This is a genomic window from Hyunsoonleella sp. J2K-J805, from assembly GCF_057167125.1.
In genome coordinates, this window is the sequence record NZ_CM169901.1 from 656822 (window position 1) to 673920 (window position 17099).

Consider the following 17099-nt stretch of genomic DNA (forward strand, 5'->3'; position numbering starts at 1 on the left):
TTTTCAATCAAAATATATTTTGGTTTCAATAACCCTGTGAATGACAATTCTAAGAATTGTCATCCCTCAATAACATCCTTGTATTCCAAGAAAAATGCCTCAAAACGAATCATCGTTTCATTAAAAAACACCATCACATCCCGCCATGAGTTTTTATTATGAATAGATACTTTTTGTTCCAAAGGCACATAAATTCTGGAGATTTCTTTATGGTTTTCTAAAAAGTATTCCTCTTTATAAATTGCATCAGGCAAGTAGTCATCTAGCAAAATAGATTTTAAGGCTTCCAACTTCTCCCAATATTTTATGCGATGCTCCAAATCGTCCTCCAAGTCAAGAGCCACCAGTGCTTTTTTGGTATCAAAATGAAATTTAAAACTCAGTCCTTTTAGTTTTGTATTGTACAGAATCCATTTTCTGGGAAAAGATTTTCCAAAACTGGTCCAAAACTCCTGTCGTAATATGCGCGATTCTTCTTTAGAAAACATAAGCAGTCCCTCCTTAATCCTCCCCAAGTGGGGAGGAAATACTTAAACTCTTTATAAACTAATCTCTATTATATTTTATTTCAAAAACAGCATCAACCCCCAATTCTGCAACAGTATTCCCTTTCCTTAGGAAAGGGTTAGGGAAAGGCTTTTTTATATAATATAAGCAATCCCAACACCCAATATTATAGCGATAAATTTACTTAAGTTAAACTTATGCCCCTCGCTACTTTCAAAAAGTATGGTCGTTGAAATATGAAAAAAGATTCCAATAACCACAGCATTAATACTATGCGCTAGTTGCGCACTAATATCTGAGGTATTTGAAATTAGCGTCCCCAAAGGTGTCATTGCAGCAAATACAACTAAAAAGGTAACAATTTTGGCAGTGCTAAATTTCGATTTAAACAAAAACATACTCACCAAAGCCGCAATAGGAATTTTATGCACTAAAATCCCATAAACCATATCATTATGTTGATGTATAGGAAAGCCCTCTAAAAAACTGTGAATACACAAACTCACAAACAGTAGCCACGGAAATGCAGTAGAATGACTGTGCACATGCACATGACCATGTTCCGCACCTTTAGAGAATAATTCTAAAATAATCTGCAACAAAATACCACACATGATAAACAGACCGGTAAGCTTAGTGTCTAAATGATTATAAACTTCAGGAAGCAATTCAAACAAAGTCAACGCCAATAAAAACGCCCCACTAAAGGATAGCAATAACTTTGTGTTCCAAGTGGTTTTATTCTTAGTGAGTTTTGCTATAACCACACCAATAATAACGGCGTAAACAGGAAAAAGAAATTTATTCATTTATGAAACTAATTTATAATCAGCTTTTTATTTTTAGTAGCTTAGTCAGAATGTCAGTTCGAGTTATTTTTTCAGTAAAAAAATCGTATCGAGAACATTTTAAAAAACCAAAATTCTGATTCTCGATACAAATTTTATTCATTCCAATCATAAAATTCACTCGAATTGACAGAATTTTTAAAAAAGTCACTTAAAATAATACTCGAACTGACAATCACTTAAAAATCATCACTAAGCGCTCAGAGGTTTTAGCATCAAACTTCCGCAATTTATAATCCCCAAACACATCAAGCAAATGCACATCGGCCGCTTCAAACAAAGCCTCGAAATCCGCTAAAGTAAATGCTTTTACCCGTTCCTGAAAATTAAATGCTTTCCCATCCGCTTCAAAACTAATATCCTTCACAATATACCCATCGGCAACATAACGCTTTTGGTAAAACGTAATACCATCTACAGTTTTACTGTCCTCAGGTACTAAATTCGCAATCACCTTTTCAGTATTCATAAAATCAATTACCGCAAAACCCGTATCGTTTAAGTCGGCTTTAATCGCTTTAATGGTTTTTAAGTTGTCGGCATCATCCTCAAAATACCCAAAACTCGTAAACAAATTAAACACCGCATCAAACCGCTTAGGGTAAGGCTTGCACATATCATGTACCTCAAAACGCAACCTATGGTTTTCAAACTGTTTAGCGTAGGCAATACTATTCACACTCAAATCAATCCCCGTCACGTCATACCCAATCTTATTTAAATAGCGCGAATGTCTCCCCTTGCCACAGGCCAAATCCAAAATAGTACCGCCCTCAGGTAAATTCAAGTAATTCGTAAGGATATCCATAAACACCTGCGCCTCGGCGCCGTCCCTATCCCTGTATAAAATGTGGTAAAACCGCGTATCAAACCACGATTTAAACCATGTCGCTGTATCTTCCGTCATATATTCTTTTTGGGGTTTTCCCCGTTTTTGGGCGGGGGTCGGGACTGCCTACCGGCAGGCTTTCCGCTATATCTTTTCGCTATTGTGACTTCGAAAACCTCAGTCACCAATATTAAAGAATGCTACTCCGGTTCCTGAGGCACTCGAAGCACAATCCCTAACCCACTTATTTGCTATGGTCATTTATTTGCCCGCAAAATTACACTATTTTTGCAACCTATTGGACGAAAACTATGGCCGAAAATTTCAATATGGTAGCCAAAACCTTATTTGGTTTTGAAGACATCTTAGAAAAAGAACTCACACAACTTGGGGCGATGCACGTTAAAAAAGGCGTGCGCGTTGTAGAATTTGTGGGAGATCAAGGGTTTATGTACAAAGCAAATTTAGCGTTGCGTACTGCGATAAAAATTCTAAAGCCTGTAAAAACCTTTAGAGTTCATAATGAAAAAGACCTGTACGACAATATAAAAAACATGCCTTGGGAAAACTATTTAAAACCCACAGGCTCTTTGGCAGTTGATGCTACCATACATTCCGATTTGTTTACACATTCGCTCTTTATCGCGCAAAAAACAAAGGATGCTATAGTTGACCGTTTTCGCGACAACACAGGCCAGCGCCCCAATGTAGATTTAAAATTTCCCGATTTAAAAATAAACGTCCGTATTTCCAGAAACGAATGCACGGTGTCTTTAGATACCTCGGGCGAATCCTTGCACAAACGTGGTTATAAGCTAGCCACCAACATTGCGCCCATAAACGAAGTATTAGCCGCAGGGTTAATTATGCTCTCGGGTTGGGACGGACAATCGGATTTTATGGATCCCATGTGTGGTTCGGGTACCATACCCATAGAAGCAGCAATGATAGCCTGCAACATCCCTCCTAACCTAATGCGCAAAGAATTTGCCTTTGAGCGTTGGCAAGATTGGGATGTGGACCTCTTTGAAAAAATTGAGGAATCCCTTTTAAAGAAAACCCGCGATTTTCATCACCAAATTATTGGGTACGATAAAGCACCAAGTGCCGTACGTAAGGCACAAGAAAATGTTGCAAATGCACAGTTAGATGATTTTATCACCATAAGACACGAGGACTTTTTTAAAACCCAAAAGGGGGGACAAGAAAAACTACACATGGTATTTAACCCACCTTATGGTGAGCGTTTAGATATCGATATGGAAAAATTGTACTCAGATATTGGCGATACGTTAAAACAAAACTATCCAGGCACCGATGCATGGTTTATTACCAGTAATTTAGATGCACTAAAGCACGTTGGTTTACGCCCTTCTAGAAAAATACAGCTTTACAATGCCAAATTAGAATCGCGTTTTGTGAAATATGTGATGTATGAAGGGAGTAAGAAGGGGAAGTATATGAAATGATAAATACCTGTAAAGGCTTTTATTTCTTCAATTAATAATTAAATTTCAAATCACAGACGTTTGTCATTCCGAATGCATATGAGGAATCTCATCATTTTAGATGTTATTAATAATGTGATTTCTCCTATCGTCGAAATGACTCAGAACTTCAAATTACAATTGCGTTTTGTTAAGTTTGAGATGTATGAAGGGAGTAAGAAGGGGAAGTATATGAAATGAATAGGGATTAAATAAAAGCCTTTATTTAATCCCTATCTTCTATATATACAGTGATCCACTAAATTAAAAAGTTAACAGAGAAGCCATGGAAAAGCTATCTGAATTACCTAAAGTAGGAGACCAATTTCTATTTACACTTAAATATGAATTTGAATCCAATTCCATGAGTCCAATCAATGTTTCTCCAACAATTCTTCCCCCTACAGGCCCTAGTCCCTCTCCGGGTTTGCTAGTATCTACATCATTCCTTCCTATACATTCGGCTTCAGCCAAAATATAAAACCATAAGGGCGTACCAGCAGATAAGTTTATACCAGTAGTCGTATTTTTAATATGGTTTGACACTTTTTCCCTATCCGCTTCTTCAACACCAATAAATTCCGCTACTTGTTCTCCAGATGGTAATAAAAAACTTTGTCCTCTTAATAAATTTCGATTAGCAAGTGATTTTTCATCTCCATCTGGTATAAATGGTAGATTTAATAAATCGGATGGTAACTTGACATCCAACACATCCGTTCTTTGTGCAGGAGTGGAGGCATCAATATCAAATAGTGTTTCCCACTCCACAATTTGTTTATCATCATCAATTTCTGAAAAACCAAAACCTAAAGTTCTTCCAAATAACTCAAAATCATGAGTTTGCTCTTTTCTAACTTTTAACTTTTGAGGTGCTAATGAATGACCGAAACGATATGCTGCCGCAGAAAATTCTATTGGAATAAAAGACCTTTTAGGGGTATAATATTTTCTCCCTCTTCCTAAAATATCATTAACCATAGGTTTTCCTATCATTAAAGGCAAGAACTCATTTAAAACAATCCAATGATAGTGCCAAGTGACTGTTTGTCGAGCTTCCTCATAAACTTCTTTCCTAAGTGATGCCTTTTTTAAATCTTGCGCCGTGTACTTAGCTTCTGTAATTAAGTAATCCACAACTTTATTGTGAAAATTTATAAAGGCCAATTGCATTTGAGAAATTATCCTATTCTCGTCATTTCTTGGATCTCCAATAATTGCAACACCCTCGGCTGTTCTGGAAAGATCATGCCCTCTATGTTCGTTACTTTGAGAATCTAGCGCAGTACTATCTTTTGCAGTATTTAAGTACATCCCGCCTTTTTTGTACAAAAAATTATTGGCCTCAGGTCCTGAACCATAAATACAATCTAAATCAAGAGATGGTGTTCTAAAATTTTGAGTTGCGTTTTCATCATTCACCCTGTCTAAGGAAGACGTAGTGTCAAGAGTAATATCATGGTCTATAAATTGACCTAAGAAAACAAATCCCATAGGGATAGTTTGAGATGGATTTCTACCTATACCTCCATCCATAGGGCCTTCCTTTTTCCCCAATTCCTTTAGTTGTGAGGGGTCTGTATAGTTTGGGTTAAACGATTTAAATAATCTCCCAAACCTACCTTCGTGGTTTTTGTCAAAACTGCACATGGCGTTAATACCATGCAAACTGTTCATTCCGTGATGTGACATAATTTTAATTTTAAGTGATTAATAATGCGACTATTAATTACTTAAGAAAACAGTAAAATATCATGTTCTACTTTTCTAATGAACTCAGGGAAATTGAAAGCATATAAAATTAGTTATTTTTTATACGTTAATAAATACGTAGTTATACGTAATTTTTACAAAAAAAGATGTTATATCTTACGTATGAAACTAGATGATTTTGGTTAATTATATAACCAAAACTGTATTAGCCATTTTAAATAATGAAAACATAAAAAAATTAGAAGGTTTTATCACCATAAAACACAAAGATTCCTTTAAAGGCAAACAACAAAAACTACATATAGTGTTTAACCCTCCCTATGGAGAGCGATTAAACGTAGACATGGAAGTTTTTTACAAAGATATTGGCGATACCCTAAAACAAAATTACCCAGGCACCGATGCATGGTTTATTACCAGCAATTTAGATGCACTAAAGCACGTTGGTTTACGCCCTTCTAGAAAAATACAGCTTTACAATGCCAAACTAGAGTCGCGTTTTGTGAAATATGTGATGTATGAAGGGAGTAAGAAGGGGAAGTATATGAAATGGGAATAATAAATATCTTTTACCCAATCAAAGTTATAAAGTAATTACTTATCCTTGTTGGTTTCTTTCTTTTTTTGCCTTTTCATCCCGTAACATTATCAAGGTACTCTTTACCAAAGTCTGTTCTTAATTCTATCCACATCGGTAGATGGTCAGACATCTTGTAAGTGCGCCAATCATTGTATGATGTATTGGCTTTTAGCCCATTACGGTCTTCATTTCTATAGATAGCTTCATCTTCCGTTTTAAAAACATGCTCAAAAAAATCAAATACGTTGGCACCTTTAATATCCAATTTTGCATACTCTGTGTTCCTTTTAGGATTCCAAAATGCAATCTGATCGTAAGCCTTGTCCTTTTTCACATTACTTCCTGGTATGGATTTTATTTCATCTGGAATTATAAAATCGTTAGATTCCAACGCCTCCATGGTAGCATGACCTCTACCAATGATATTGAAATCGCCTAAAACACCTAAAAACGCCTCTTTATCTTGCTTAAATTCTGATTTAGCCTTGTCTGCCAATGCTTTAGTTAACATTTCTATTTCGCTTCTGCGCTGTTCTAATTTTCTTTTACTATTATCACCATAATATATATGTACCGTACAAAGATTGAGTTTTAGCCAACCTGCTTGAAACGATATTAAAAAAGGAGTTCTGGCAAATTGCCTTAAAGAATCATCAAAAACGTCATTCATAAATCGCAATCTATAATTATCGCCTGAAATCACGTTAGGTATGGTTACATTGGCTTTCCCCCTTCCTGGACTGGTGACTATACTGTTTTTGACCAAAGTTAAATGCGCACCACCTGGAAGTTCTAAAAGGGTTTTGTCTGGTAGCGGAATTTCTAAATCAGTATTAAGTTTCTTTTGCCCATTCGATGTTTTCAATCGTGCACTATAGGTACCCGAAAGATCTACATTGTTTGGTAGTTTCAATTTTAAACCTTTTTCTAATTTTATGCGTTCACCAAAATATGCTCTAATTTTACCACCTTCTTCAAGGGTAAGCTCTCCTGCAACATTTTTAAAAAATACTTTTTTCCTATTATATAAAAACACCATCCGTTCATTATTTCCAGCTCTTCCGTCGGTAACATCGGTTGCTATATACGTCCAGCTTGTGCAAAATTCTTAACAGATTATCAAAATCATCATAATCATCGGTGTCAATTCTAATTTCCTGTAAAGCGACTAAATCAAAATGTGATATAATTTCCGCGATATAATACACGCATTCAAAATCGCGTCCTCTATATTTTGACCCGCCAAATTCTCTTAAATTCCAAGTGGCTATTCTAACGGACTCGGTAGAGTCTGCTTCAGAAGAAGAGGCCTTAAAATGTGCCTTAAGTGCTTTTTTCAGGTTCTTGATTCGTTGAGCAACCCTTTTCTTTTTAATCTTCTGTTTATTAGAGTTTGAAGGGTGTATTTTTAGTGAAGGATAAAATGGCATGATTATAACTATTAGCTTTATTAGAATTAAAAGATAAATTCATGCCTTTAAGTTATAATTTTCGCATCGATAAAACAATACGTACCTCTACTTAAAATTAAAAAATAAAAGAATTACTCAGCAGGACCAATAACCGTGGTCTTTTTATAAAGCGGTATCCTGTATGCCAAAGTGTACCCATAACCAACACCAATACGTGTGCCGTCATAAGTTTTATTAAACCCAGGAATGTAAATATTCTGGAAGTTGTCTGGTTTTGTTTCTGTGAGTAATACCTTAAGTTGTACGTTCAAACCAAAATAAAGATTATTAAAAAGCTCTGCTTTTATACCTAAAATAAGCTCGGTCCAAATGGCGGTTAACCCATCTATTTCATAGCTGTTTTCCAGTTGTTTTTGTGGCGTCCAATATTGGTCTGTACTATAAATTAGATAGTCATTTATAGTATGGTTAAAGGAACTGAAGGCTAAACGTGATCCAAAATAGACCATATTGTCCATATCCAACCAGTTTTGATAGGTGTTATAATCTATCCCTGCTTTAAAATAGCTTCCCTTTGTAGTAGTATTTAAAAAATCGGTGGTTACAATGCGCTCTTCGTTACCCAATTCTCCAGCGATATACAACCTTTTGGTAAGTCGATAATCTGCAACTAATTCAATAGCTTGAAAATCGTCATCTAAAAACGAGCGGATTAGCTTTCCAGTATCCACACCAACACGTAAGCCGTATTTTAACTTTACCACCGTAGAATCACTTTCTACTTTTGGAATGCTATCGTTTTGGGCTTGCAAACTTCCCAAACAAACCAAAACTATCAGTACGGCATTAATGCAATAATATAAAATGCGCTTCTGCTTCATTCTCTACAATTTGGTTATCATTTTCGGTTGTTATTGATCGTATCCATTCGTCATCATCAACATTATCTACATCAACTCTTATTTGAACATTATTAAATACGGTTTTAAACCCACAAGCTCTGGACACAAAAACATCTTCAGGAATATAAGTTATGGTAATAATGTCTTCGTTACCTTCTATAAAATCATCACTAGTATCATCTGGTGTACCGTTGTCATTTTCAGCATAATCCCTATGCAGCCTATACTGCGTTACCTCGGCATCCGTTCTAAGTGGTAAAATCAATTCGCTAGAGGTGACCACATTATAATTCTCTAAAACACCATTGCCTTCTCCGTTATTGTTAATACCTTCAATTCTTAAACCAAAAATATTCTTGCTATCTTCTGGTAGCGAAACATCAAATGCTTCAATCACTAGTCTCGCAGTAGTCTGGGTAGCTTCAGGACATAAATCATCGCGTTCGCAACTATAGTTGCCAACAACGATGAGCATCAAAATGAGTAAACTTAATTTTTTCATTAACAGTTTTAGTTATCGTTTTTCCAACAACACTACGTTTTCCACATGAAATGTCTGTGGAAACATATCTACAGGTTGCACTTTAGTAACTTTATACATAGCATTTAATAGAGCTAAATCTCTAGCTTGGGTTGCACTATTGCAACTTACATACACAATTTTATCTGCTGCTATATTAAGCAATTGCGCAACAACATCCTTATGCATGCCATCACGAGGTGGATCGGTAATAACAATGTCAGGATGCCCATGCGTTGCTATAAAAGCATCATTAAATACCTGTTTCATATCACCAACATAGAAGTCAACGTTAGTAATGTTATTTAATTGTGCATTTTCTTTTGCAGCTACAATGGCATCTGGAACAGACTCTACCCCTACTACTTTTTTTGCCTTTTTTGATACAAATTGCGCAATAGTTCCTGTACCTGTATATAAATCGTAAACAAGTTCGTTGCCAGATAATCCTGCAAAATCCCTTGTGATTTTATAGAGTTCGTAAGCCTGTTCTGAATTGGTTTGGTAAAAGGATTTTGCATTTATTTTGAATCTCAACCCTTCCATTTCTTCAAAAATATGATCATTGCCCTTGTAGCAAATCACCTCTTGATCGTAAATGGTATCATTGCCTTTGCCATTGATGACATATTGTAATGATGTAATTTCAGGAAATTCTTCAGCGATAAAATCCAATAGTAAAGTTCGTTTCTCTATATCTTCTTTAAAAAATTGAATCAACACCATAATATCGCCAGTACTAGAAGTCCGAATCATCATGGTTCTTAAAAATCCTTTCTGCTGTCTTGTATTGAAAAACTCTAAACCATTTTCAACAGCGAATTGTTTTACCGCATTTCTTATGGCATTTGAAGGATCAGCTTGTAAATAACACTTGTTGATATCTAAAATCTTATCCCACATGCCAGGGATATGAAATCCTAATGCATTTCTATCTCCTAAATCTTCGTTAGATTGAATTTCTTCTTGAGTTAACCATCGGCTATCACTAAAAGAAAACTCCATCTTGTTACGATAAAAATATTGCTTATCCGAACCCAGTATTGGTGTGATTTCTGGTAAATCAATATGCCCAATTCTAGTCAAATTATTAATAACTTCCTTCTGTTTATAATACAACTGGTGTTCATAGCCCATGTCTTGCCATTTACAGCCACCGCAAGTCCCAAAATACTCACATTTAGGTGTCACACGTTTTTCCGAAAGTTTATGAAAATTGATAGCGTTACCTTCGTAATAAGCTTTTCGCTTTTTAAAGGTCTGCACATCCACAACATCACCAGGAACTGTATTGGATAAAAACACCACTTTTCCATCAGGTGCTTTAGCCACAGTTTTCCCTTTGGCACCAGCATCGATAACTTCAAGTTGCTCAAATAGTTTTCTTTTAGAATTTCTTCTTCTAGGCATGCTGCAAAAATAACAATAGCGAGAAATAAATGTTGGTTTATTTCCATTAACTTTAAGAGATTTTCACTTTTGCTAAAATAAAATGAACCTTTCGATTATTTTTTCGTCTTTAGTATGAATATTACAAACATACATAAGCGAATTATAAATGCGCCAAAGGAAAAGATATCACCTTTGCTAAAAACACTTGCTACAAAGCACGATAAAGTATGGCCACATCAAGACTGGTCTGCTATTAAGTTTGAAGATGGACTTTCTGTAGGTTCTAAAGGCGGTCATGGTATTATCAAATATGTTATTGAGGAATATAAGGAAGGCGATACCATTACATTTCGGTTTTTAGAACCAAAGGGTTTTGATGGTATTCATAGATTTGACATCAGTATATTGGATAAATACAAAACGGAAATAAAACATAGCATTATTATGCAAGGCAAAGAAACTGCTGCTATACAATGGGTAATCGCCATTAGGTGGCTTCATGATGCCTTGATTGAAAATGCCTTTGACCGTATTGAGAACAATGTTTCTAATACCAAAACATTCACAAAATGGAATATTTGGGTGCGTTTATGGCGTTTCATATTTAAACCATTAAGGTGAAAACGGATAAAGAATTAGTTTTAGAATTTAAATCTGGAAACACCAAAGCTTTAAACCAATTGGTAAGGCACTGGCACAAACCCTTTTGCGAAAAAGCGTATTGGTTAGTTAAGGATGCTGATGCTGCAAAGGATATAGCCCAAGATAGCTGGCGGGTTATTATTGATAAAATTGACACCTTAGAAAAACCTGAGAGTTTTGGTAGTTGGGGCTTGCGTATTGTTTGCAATAAGTCTATCGATTGGCTAAATAAAAACAGCAGAATTAGGAAGCATTTAGAACAGATAAAACAGGAACAAAGTAAGCAAATTGATATTGAAGAACCACAAAATAACGTCGCATTAAAAGCAAAACTATTAGACGCTTATAAAATGCTACCATCACATCAGCAAATTGTAATAAAACTCTTTTATACTGAAGATTACAGCCTTAAAGAAATAAGTGAAACGCTCAATATTTCAGTTGGTACTGCTAAATCTAGACTGTTTCATGCAAGAGAAAAATTAAAACAACTTTTAAAAAATTATAATTATGAAGACTAATATGGAAGATATTGACAGATTAATAAAGGAAACCTTATCAGAAGAAGAAAGTAAATTCTATGATGAGTTAGATGAGCAAAATGTACTGGAAATGGTATGGGGCTTGTTTAGAGGCAAAAACAAGTGGATTATGTACATGATGAATTTTATGACCTTAGTGTTTTTTGGGCTTTTCATTTATTGCGTAGTGCAATTTTTCAATGTAGAAAGTACATTTGAGTTAATTAAGTGGGCAACGGGAAGTCTCGTGTTTCTGATTGGTGTTAGCATGCTTAAAGTATTTGCTTGGATGCAAATGGACAAAAACGCTATCCTGCGGGAGTTGAAAAGATTGGAGTTGCAAGTATCCTCTCTTACTGGCCGATTATCTTAATAATTTTAGCAAACAGTTTTTATTTATTAAATTGCACACCTATCCAGGGATGATTTCTCTCCCACGCTGCTTTTTCGTCTCGATTGCTATCGGGATCTCCGAAAGAATAAAGGTACAGAAGGAATGGTTATTTTACTCGCATAGCGAGATTAATTATGAATGTTTGAATGTACAAATATTCAATAATTAAGAATTTTTTAAACTATTTTTAAAATGGCTGTTTTAGAACAATTAACATCTCAAAGAGCAATTGAGTTAGAAAACAAGTATGGTGCGCACAATTACCATCCACTTCCCGTAGTGCTTAGTCGTGGTGAAGGCGTTTACATGTGGGATGTCGAAGGTAAACGGTATTACGATTTTTTATCTGCATACTCTGCTGTAAATCAAGGGCATTGTCATCCAAAAATTGTTAATGCTATGGTGGAGCAAGCCAAAACATTAACACTTACCTCAAGAGCATTTTACAATGACATGCTAGGTAAATTTGAAAAGTACGCTGCAGAACTATTTGGTTTTGATAAGCTTTTACCCATGAATACGGGAGCTGAAGCGGTAGAAACGGCTTTAAAGTTGGCACGTAAATGGGCCTATGAGGTAAAAGGTATTAACGAAAACGAGGCCGAAATTGTGGTTTGTAAAAATAACTTCCATGGAAGAACTACTACTATAATTTCATTTTCAAATGATCCAGTGGCACGTGAAAATTTTGGTCCTTATACTAAAGGGTTCATTAAAATTGAGTATGATAATTTAAAAGCTTTGGAGGAAGTTTTAAAAACTAACTCAAATATTGCTGGCTTTCTAGTTGAGCCTATACAAGGCGAAGCAGGTGTTTACGTGCCCAGTGATGGCTATTTAATTGCTGCAAAGGCTTTATGTGAGACCTATAATGTTTTGTTTATTGCAGATGAAGTGCAAACGGGTATTGCGCGAACTGGACGTCTTTTGGCAACCTGCGGCAATTGCTCTTGCGAAAATAAAATATGCAATGGTACGCCAGATGTAAAACCTGATGTTTTAATTCTTGGAAAGGCACTTAGTGGAGGCGCGTATCCTGTAAGTGCTGTATTAGCCAATAATGATATTATGGCTGTGATTAAACCAGGAAATCATGGCAGTACTTTTGGGGGTAACCCCGTTGCTGCGGCAGTTGCTATTGCAGCTTTGGAGGTAGTTCAAGAAGAAAACTTAGCTGAAAATGCAGATAGCCTAGGGGAAATTTTTAGAAACGAATTGAATACTTACATTACAAACAGTAATGTGGTGAAGTTAGTTAGAGGTAAAGGTTTATTAAATGCCATTGTAATCAACGATGAAGAAAAAAACAATAAGGCTTGGGACATCTGTTTAGCTTTAAGAGATAATGGCCTATTGGCCAAACCTACACATGGTAATATTATTCGTTTTGCGCCTCCTTTGGTAATTACAAAAGAGCAACTATTGGATTGTATTTCAATTATCACAAAAACGTTAAAAGCGTTTGAGTGATAAGTGTTTGGAGTTTAAGCATAAAAAAACCAGAGTGAAATACTCTGGTTTTTGTTTTTTATGGCAATAATTCTTATTGCGCTCCACCCAACGACTCAACTTTAGCTTTCATCGCTTTATATTTATCGGTCTCACCAAGAACGCTGTAAATATTCATTAAGGTTTTAGCGGCACTTTCACTTTTGGCATTTATCTCTAAAGCTTTTTCTAAATAAGGAATAGCGGCCTTATACAAATTTTGACGTTCTTCACGCAATTGTTCATAGCGTTTGTCATCAGCTGCAGAGGTGCCTAATCCGTTCATTTCCTCAATAAGACTTTTTTCTCTACCCAAAACTACAGCAGCACTATTGATATACGCATTCAAGTAATTAGGATCTAATTCAATAGTCTTTTTGTAATATTTAAGTGCTTCTTCAGGATGATCTGTATCCGCAGATATAACGCCTAAATTATATTGTAACTCAGCATTATCTGGATCTAATGTTGTGGCAGTTTCCATTAATTCCTTAAACTTTTCGATATCACCCATTTTGTAATAAATGTTTGCTTCTGAAAGGATCAAATTAATGTCATTTGGAGCTTCAGCTTTGGCATCCTTTATAGCTTGTATGGCTTTTTCGTTATCGCCTTTAGAAATGTATATAAGCGCTACATTTTTAACTATTTCGCCTCGTTTAGAATCACTTATTCCTTCAGAAGGATCTTTATGGGTTTTAGATTTCACCGATAAATCCCTCATGTTTTTATCATTAAAGTTTTCTTTTTGGTTGGTTTCTACATTAACCGCATAGTATTGCTTTTCAATACCAGTATAGTTTAGATCTTTCAATTTTTGGTATAAGCTTAAAGCTCTATCGTAATCAGGAACACTAACGGCTGTAGCTGCAGCGTAATAAAGGTAGGTAGTATCTTTCTTTTTTAACTTATAAGCTTGTTCAAAGTATTCTGAAGCTACATCATATTTTTTCGCTTCATAAGCTTTATTACCCTTTTCTAGTGTTTTGTTAAGCATAGAATTTTTAAGTTCGGTAACTTCAACTTTGAAGTCATCTTTGGCCTTGTTTAAAAACCCTATCGCTTTAGTCATATCGGCATTGGTTCCAGCTCCATTTGCATATAAAGCCACACCTTTTAAATAATTATATTTGGCCATCAGTTTATCATCTAATGACGCTAACATTGGCTCAACGACCGCCAGAGCAGATTTTGCTTCAGCAAAATTATTGGCCTTAATTGCTTTCTCGACAGCTTTTAACTCTTTCTTCTGAGCAAAAGAAAATGCGCTAATGGAAATAGCTAAAGCTATAATTAATTGTTTTTTCATTTTTAATTTAATTTGTGTTATTCATTATTGTTGTTCTCGGTATCATTCTTATCAACAGTTGTGCCATCATTTGTAGCTTCAGTGTTTTTAAAATCTTCATCATCGTCAACATTATCTTCATCATGCATTACTTTAGCCACTGCGGCTATGGAATCATTACCTTTTAGGTTGATTAATTTCACACCTTGGGTAGCACGCCCCATTACACGTAAATCTTTAACGGCCATTCTTATCGCTATCCCAGATTTATTGATAATCATTAAGTCATCAGTATCTGTAACGTTTTTAATTGACACTAAGTTACCTGTTTTTTCGGTAATAGATATAGTTTTTACACCTTTTCCGCCTCTATTGGTAATTCGGTAATCATCTAGACTAGAGCGCTTTCCATACCCATTTTCTGACACTACAAGTATATTACTTTCCATATCATCCACCGCAATCATACCAATTACTTCATCATTATCATTAGCTAGCTTAATACCTCTAACACCAGATGCATTTCTGCCCATTGGTCTTGTTTTGGCTTCTTCAAAACGAATAGCTTTTCCAGATTTAAGTGCAAGCATTACTTGACTCTCACCAGTTGTTAATTTAGCCTCAAGTAGTTCATCATCATCTTTGATGGTAATGGCGTTAATCCCATTAGTCCTTGGTCTTGAATATTGCTCTAAAGAAGTCTTCTTAACTTGTCCTTTTTTAGTAGCCATGATAACATAATGATTATTAATATAATCCTCATCTTTTAAATCTTGAGTGCATATAAAAGCCATTACCTTATCATCTTGCTCAATATTTATTAAGTTTTGAATCGCCCTTCCTTTTGAGGTTTTTGCACCTTCTGGTATTTCATAAACACGCATCCAGAAACATTTACCTTTTTGGGTAAAGAAGAGCATATACTGGTGATTGGTGCCAACAAATAGATGCTCTAAGAAATCCTCGTTTCTTGTAGTTGAAGCTTTCTGTCCAACACCTCCTCTATTTTGCGTCTTATATTCAGTAAGCGATGTGCGCTTAATATAGCCAGCATGAGAAATGGTGATTACTACTTTCTCGTTTGGAATCATGTCCTCAATACTTAAGTCGCCACCAGCATATTCTATTGTAGAACGTCTTTCATCTCCATATTTATCGCGAATAACCTCTAATTCCTCCTTAATAATATTCATTCTACGGTCTTTCTTATCAAGAATATCCTTTAAGTCGGCTATAGTCTTAATAATTTCATCATACTCTGAACGCAGCTTGTCTTGCTCCAGTCCTGTTAATTGACGTAGACGCATTTCAACAATGGCACGAGCTTGAATTTCAGAAAGTTCAAAACGTTTAATCAAATTATTGCGCGCTTCATCAGCATTGGAAGATGCTCTGATGATTTTGATCACTTCATCTATATTATCAGAAGCAATTATTAAACCTTCTAAAATGTGCGCTCTTTCTTCCGCTTTGCGCAATTCGTATTGGGTTCTTCTAACTACAACTTCATGTCTGTGTTCAACAAAATAATGGATTAAATCTTTTAAGTTTAAAAGCTGTGGTCTACCATTAACTAGCGCAATGTTATTCACACTAAATGAGGACTGTAACGCCGTATACTTATACAATTTGTTCAATACAATATTTGGTATAGCATCACGCTTTAAAACGTAAACAATGCGCATTCCTTTTCTATCGGATTCATCACGGATTGTAGAAATGCCTTCAAGCTTTTTCTCATTCACTAAGTCGGCAGTTTTCTTAATCATATCTGCCTTGTTTACCTGGTACGGAATCTCGTCAACTATAATACATTCGCGTCCATTAACTTCTTCAATATTTGCTTTTCCACGAATTACAATTCTACCGCGCCCAGTTTGGAATGCATCCCTTACACCATCATAACCATAAATAGTTCCCCCGGTTGGAAAATCGGGAGCCTTTATATGCGTCATTAGTTCATCAATCTCAATATCAGAATCATCTATATAAGCTATGGTACCATTTACAACTTCAGTTAAATTATGCGGAGGCATGTTTGTTGCCATTCCTACCGCAATTCCTGAAGCTCCGTTTACCAATAGGCCTGGTATTCTGGTTGGCAAAACGGTAGGCTCTTGCAGTGTATCATCAAAATTTAACTTATGGTCTACAGTTTCCTTGTCGATATCTGCAAGCATTTCCTCAGAAATTTTTTGCATTCTTGCCTCTGTATAACGCATTGCTGCAGGACTGTCTCCATCCACAGAACCGAAGTTACCTTGCCCATCCACTAACATGTATCGCAAGCTCCATTCTTGTGCCATACGCACCATGGTATCGTAAACCGAAGTATCACCATGTGGGTGATATTTACCTAAAACTTCCCCAACTATTCTAGCTGATTTCTTATGTGCCGAATTTGCTCTTACTCCTAATTCGTGCATACCGTAAAGTACGCGTCTATGAACAGGCTTTAAGCCATCTCTTACATCTGGTAATGCACGTGACACAATGACCGACATTGAGTAATCAATGTACGCAGATTTCATCTCATCTTCAATGTTGATAGGTATCAGTTTTTCTCCTTCTGCCAT

Annotated in this window: 16 protein-coding genes and 1 pseudogene; 6 read left to right on the plus strand and 11 right to left on the minus strand. The window is 35.7% G+C overall.

The annotated features are described in order from the left end of the window. Positions 1-59 precede the first annotated feature (59 nt). The 3 genes from AC1B0Z_RS02890 to AC1B0Z_RS02900 form a co-directional block, all read right to left on the minus strand. Entirely contained in the window at positions 60-488 is a 429-nt protein-coding gene (locus AC1B0Z_RS02890; protein WP_483794049.1) for a DUF4268 domain-containing protein, read from the minus strand. 153 nt (positions 489-641) lie between these two features. Further along, on the minus strand, positions 642-1316 hold the full coding sequence (locus AC1B0Z_RS02895; protein WP_483794050.1) for a ZIP family metal transporter: 675 nt from the start codon (positions 1314-1316) through the stop codon (positions 642-644). A 214-nt stretch (positions 1317-1530) separates the two neighbouring features. After that, positions 1531-2262: a class I SAM-dependent methyltransferase gene (locus AC1B0Z_RS02900; protein WP_483794051.1), complete on the minus strand. Its 732-nt coding sequence runs from the start codon at positions 2260-2262 to the stop codon at positions 1531-1533. Positions 2263-2495: 233 nt separating this feature from the next. Between AC1B0Z_RS02900 and AC1B0Z_RS02905 the strand changes: the two genes are divergently transcribed. Beyond that, positions 2496-3653: a THUMP domain-containing class I SAM-dependent RNA methyltransferase gene (locus tag AC1B0Z_RS02905; RefSeq protein ID WP_483794052.1), complete on the plus strand. Its 1158-nt coding sequence runs from the start codon at positions 2496-2498 to the stop codon at positions 3651-3653. A 282-nt stretch (positions 3654-3935) separates the two neighbouring features. On the opposite strand, the gene AC1B0Z_RS02910 is transcribed toward AC1B0Z_RS02905, so the two are convergent. Next, entirely contained in the window at positions 3936-5363 is a 1428-nt protein-coding gene (locus AC1B0Z_RS02910) for a peroxidase family protein (protein WP_483794053.1), read from the minus strand. A 244-nt stretch (positions 5364-5607) separates the two neighbouring features. On the opposite strand from AC1B0Z_RS02910, the pseudogene AC1B0Z_RS02915 reads away from it, so the two are divergent. Continuing rightward, positions 5608-5943 (plus strand): annotated as a pseudogene (locus AC1B0Z_RS02915) (class I SAM-dependent RNA methyltransferase); the annotation flags it as partial. Between the two features lie 73 nt (positions 5944-6016). Here the strand turns inward: AC1B0Z_RS02915 and AC1B0Z_RS02920 are convergent. The 5 genes from AC1B0Z_RS02920 to rlmD form a co-directional block, all read right to left on the minus strand. Beyond that, positions 6017-7003 carry an exonuclease/endonuclease/phosphatase family protein gene (locus AC1B0Z_RS02920; RefSeq protein ID WP_483794054.1) on the minus strand — a complete coding sequence of 329 codons (987 nt, stop codon included), beginning with the start codon at positions 7001-7003 and terminating at the stop codon, positions 6017-6019. Between the two features lie 7 nt (positions 7004-7010). Further along, entirely contained in the window at positions 7011-7394 is a 384-nt protein-coding gene (locus tag AC1B0Z_RS02925; protein ID WP_483794055.1) for a hypothetical protein, read from the minus strand. A 113-nt stretch (positions 7395-7507) separates the two neighbouring features. Beyond that, positions 7508-8257: a DUF6048 family protein gene (locus AC1B0Z_RS02930; protein ID WP_483794056.1), complete on the minus strand. Its 750-nt coding sequence runs from the start codon at positions 8255-8257 to the stop codon at positions 7508-7510. Continuing rightward, positions 8223-8780 (minus strand): DUF6452 family protein, encoded by a 558-nt coding sequence (locus AC1B0Z_RS02935; RefSeq protein WP_483794057.1) that lies wholly within the window; start codon positions 8778-8780, stop codon positions 8223-8225. Before AC1B0Z_RS02935 ends, AC1B0Z_RS02930 begins: the two co-directional genes overlap by 35 nt. 12 nt (positions 8781-8792) lie before the next feature. Beyond that, positions 8793-10208 (minus strand): 23S rRNA (uracil(1939)-C(5))-methyltransferase RlmD, encoded by a 1416-nt coding sequence (rlmD, locus tag AC1B0Z_RS02940; protein ID WP_483794058.1) that lies wholly within the window; start codon positions 10206-10208, stop codon positions 8793-8795. 114 nt (positions 10209-10322) lie between these two features. Here rlmD and AC1B0Z_RS02945 point away from each other — a divergent pair, with 114 nt between their 5' ends. From AC1B0Z_RS02945 to rocD, 4 genes are all read left to right on the plus strand, one after another. Next, positions 10323-10811 (plus strand): hypothetical protein, encoded by a 489-nt coding sequence (locus tag AC1B0Z_RS02945; RefSeq protein ID WP_483794059.1) that lies wholly within the window; start codon positions 10323-10325, stop codon positions 10809-10811. Further along, positions 10808-11353, plus strand: a complete 546-nt coding sequence (locus AC1B0Z_RS02950) for an RNA polymerase sigma factor (RefSeq protein WP_483794060.1) — start codon at positions 10808-10810, stop codon at positions 11351-11353. The genes AC1B0Z_RS02945 and AC1B0Z_RS02950 overlap by 4 nt, the downstream gene beginning before the upstream one ends. Beyond that, on the plus strand, positions 11343-11726 hold the full coding sequence (locus AC1B0Z_RS02955) for a DUF6768 family protein (RefSeq protein ID WP_483794061.1): 384 nt from the start codon (positions 11343-11345) through the stop codon (positions 11724-11726). The genes AC1B0Z_RS02950 and AC1B0Z_RS02955 overlap by 11 nt, the downstream gene beginning before the upstream one ends. A 213-nt stretch (positions 11727-11939) precedes the next feature. Next, positions 11940-13217, plus strand: coding sequence for an ornithine--oxo-acid transaminase (rocD, locus tag AC1B0Z_RS02960; protein WP_483794062.1), 1278 nt, complete (start codon positions 11940-11942; stop codon positions 13215-13217). 73 nt (positions 13218-13290) lie between these two features. Here rocD and AC1B0Z_RS02965 read toward each other — a convergent pair whose 3' ends face one another. Then, positions 13291-14544 (minus strand): tetratricopeptide repeat protein, encoded by a 1254-nt coding sequence (locus AC1B0Z_RS02965; RefSeq protein ID WP_483794063.1) that lies wholly within the window; start codon positions 14542-14544, stop codon positions 13291-13293. 17 nt (positions 14545-14561) lie between these two features. Continuing rightward, the gene (gene gyrA, locus AC1B0Z_RS02970; RefSeq protein WP_483794064.1) at positions 14562-17099 is read right to left on the minus strand and encodes a DNA gyrase subunit A; all 2538 of its coding nucleotides are present in this window, start codon (positions 17097-17099) and stop codon (positions 14562-14564) included.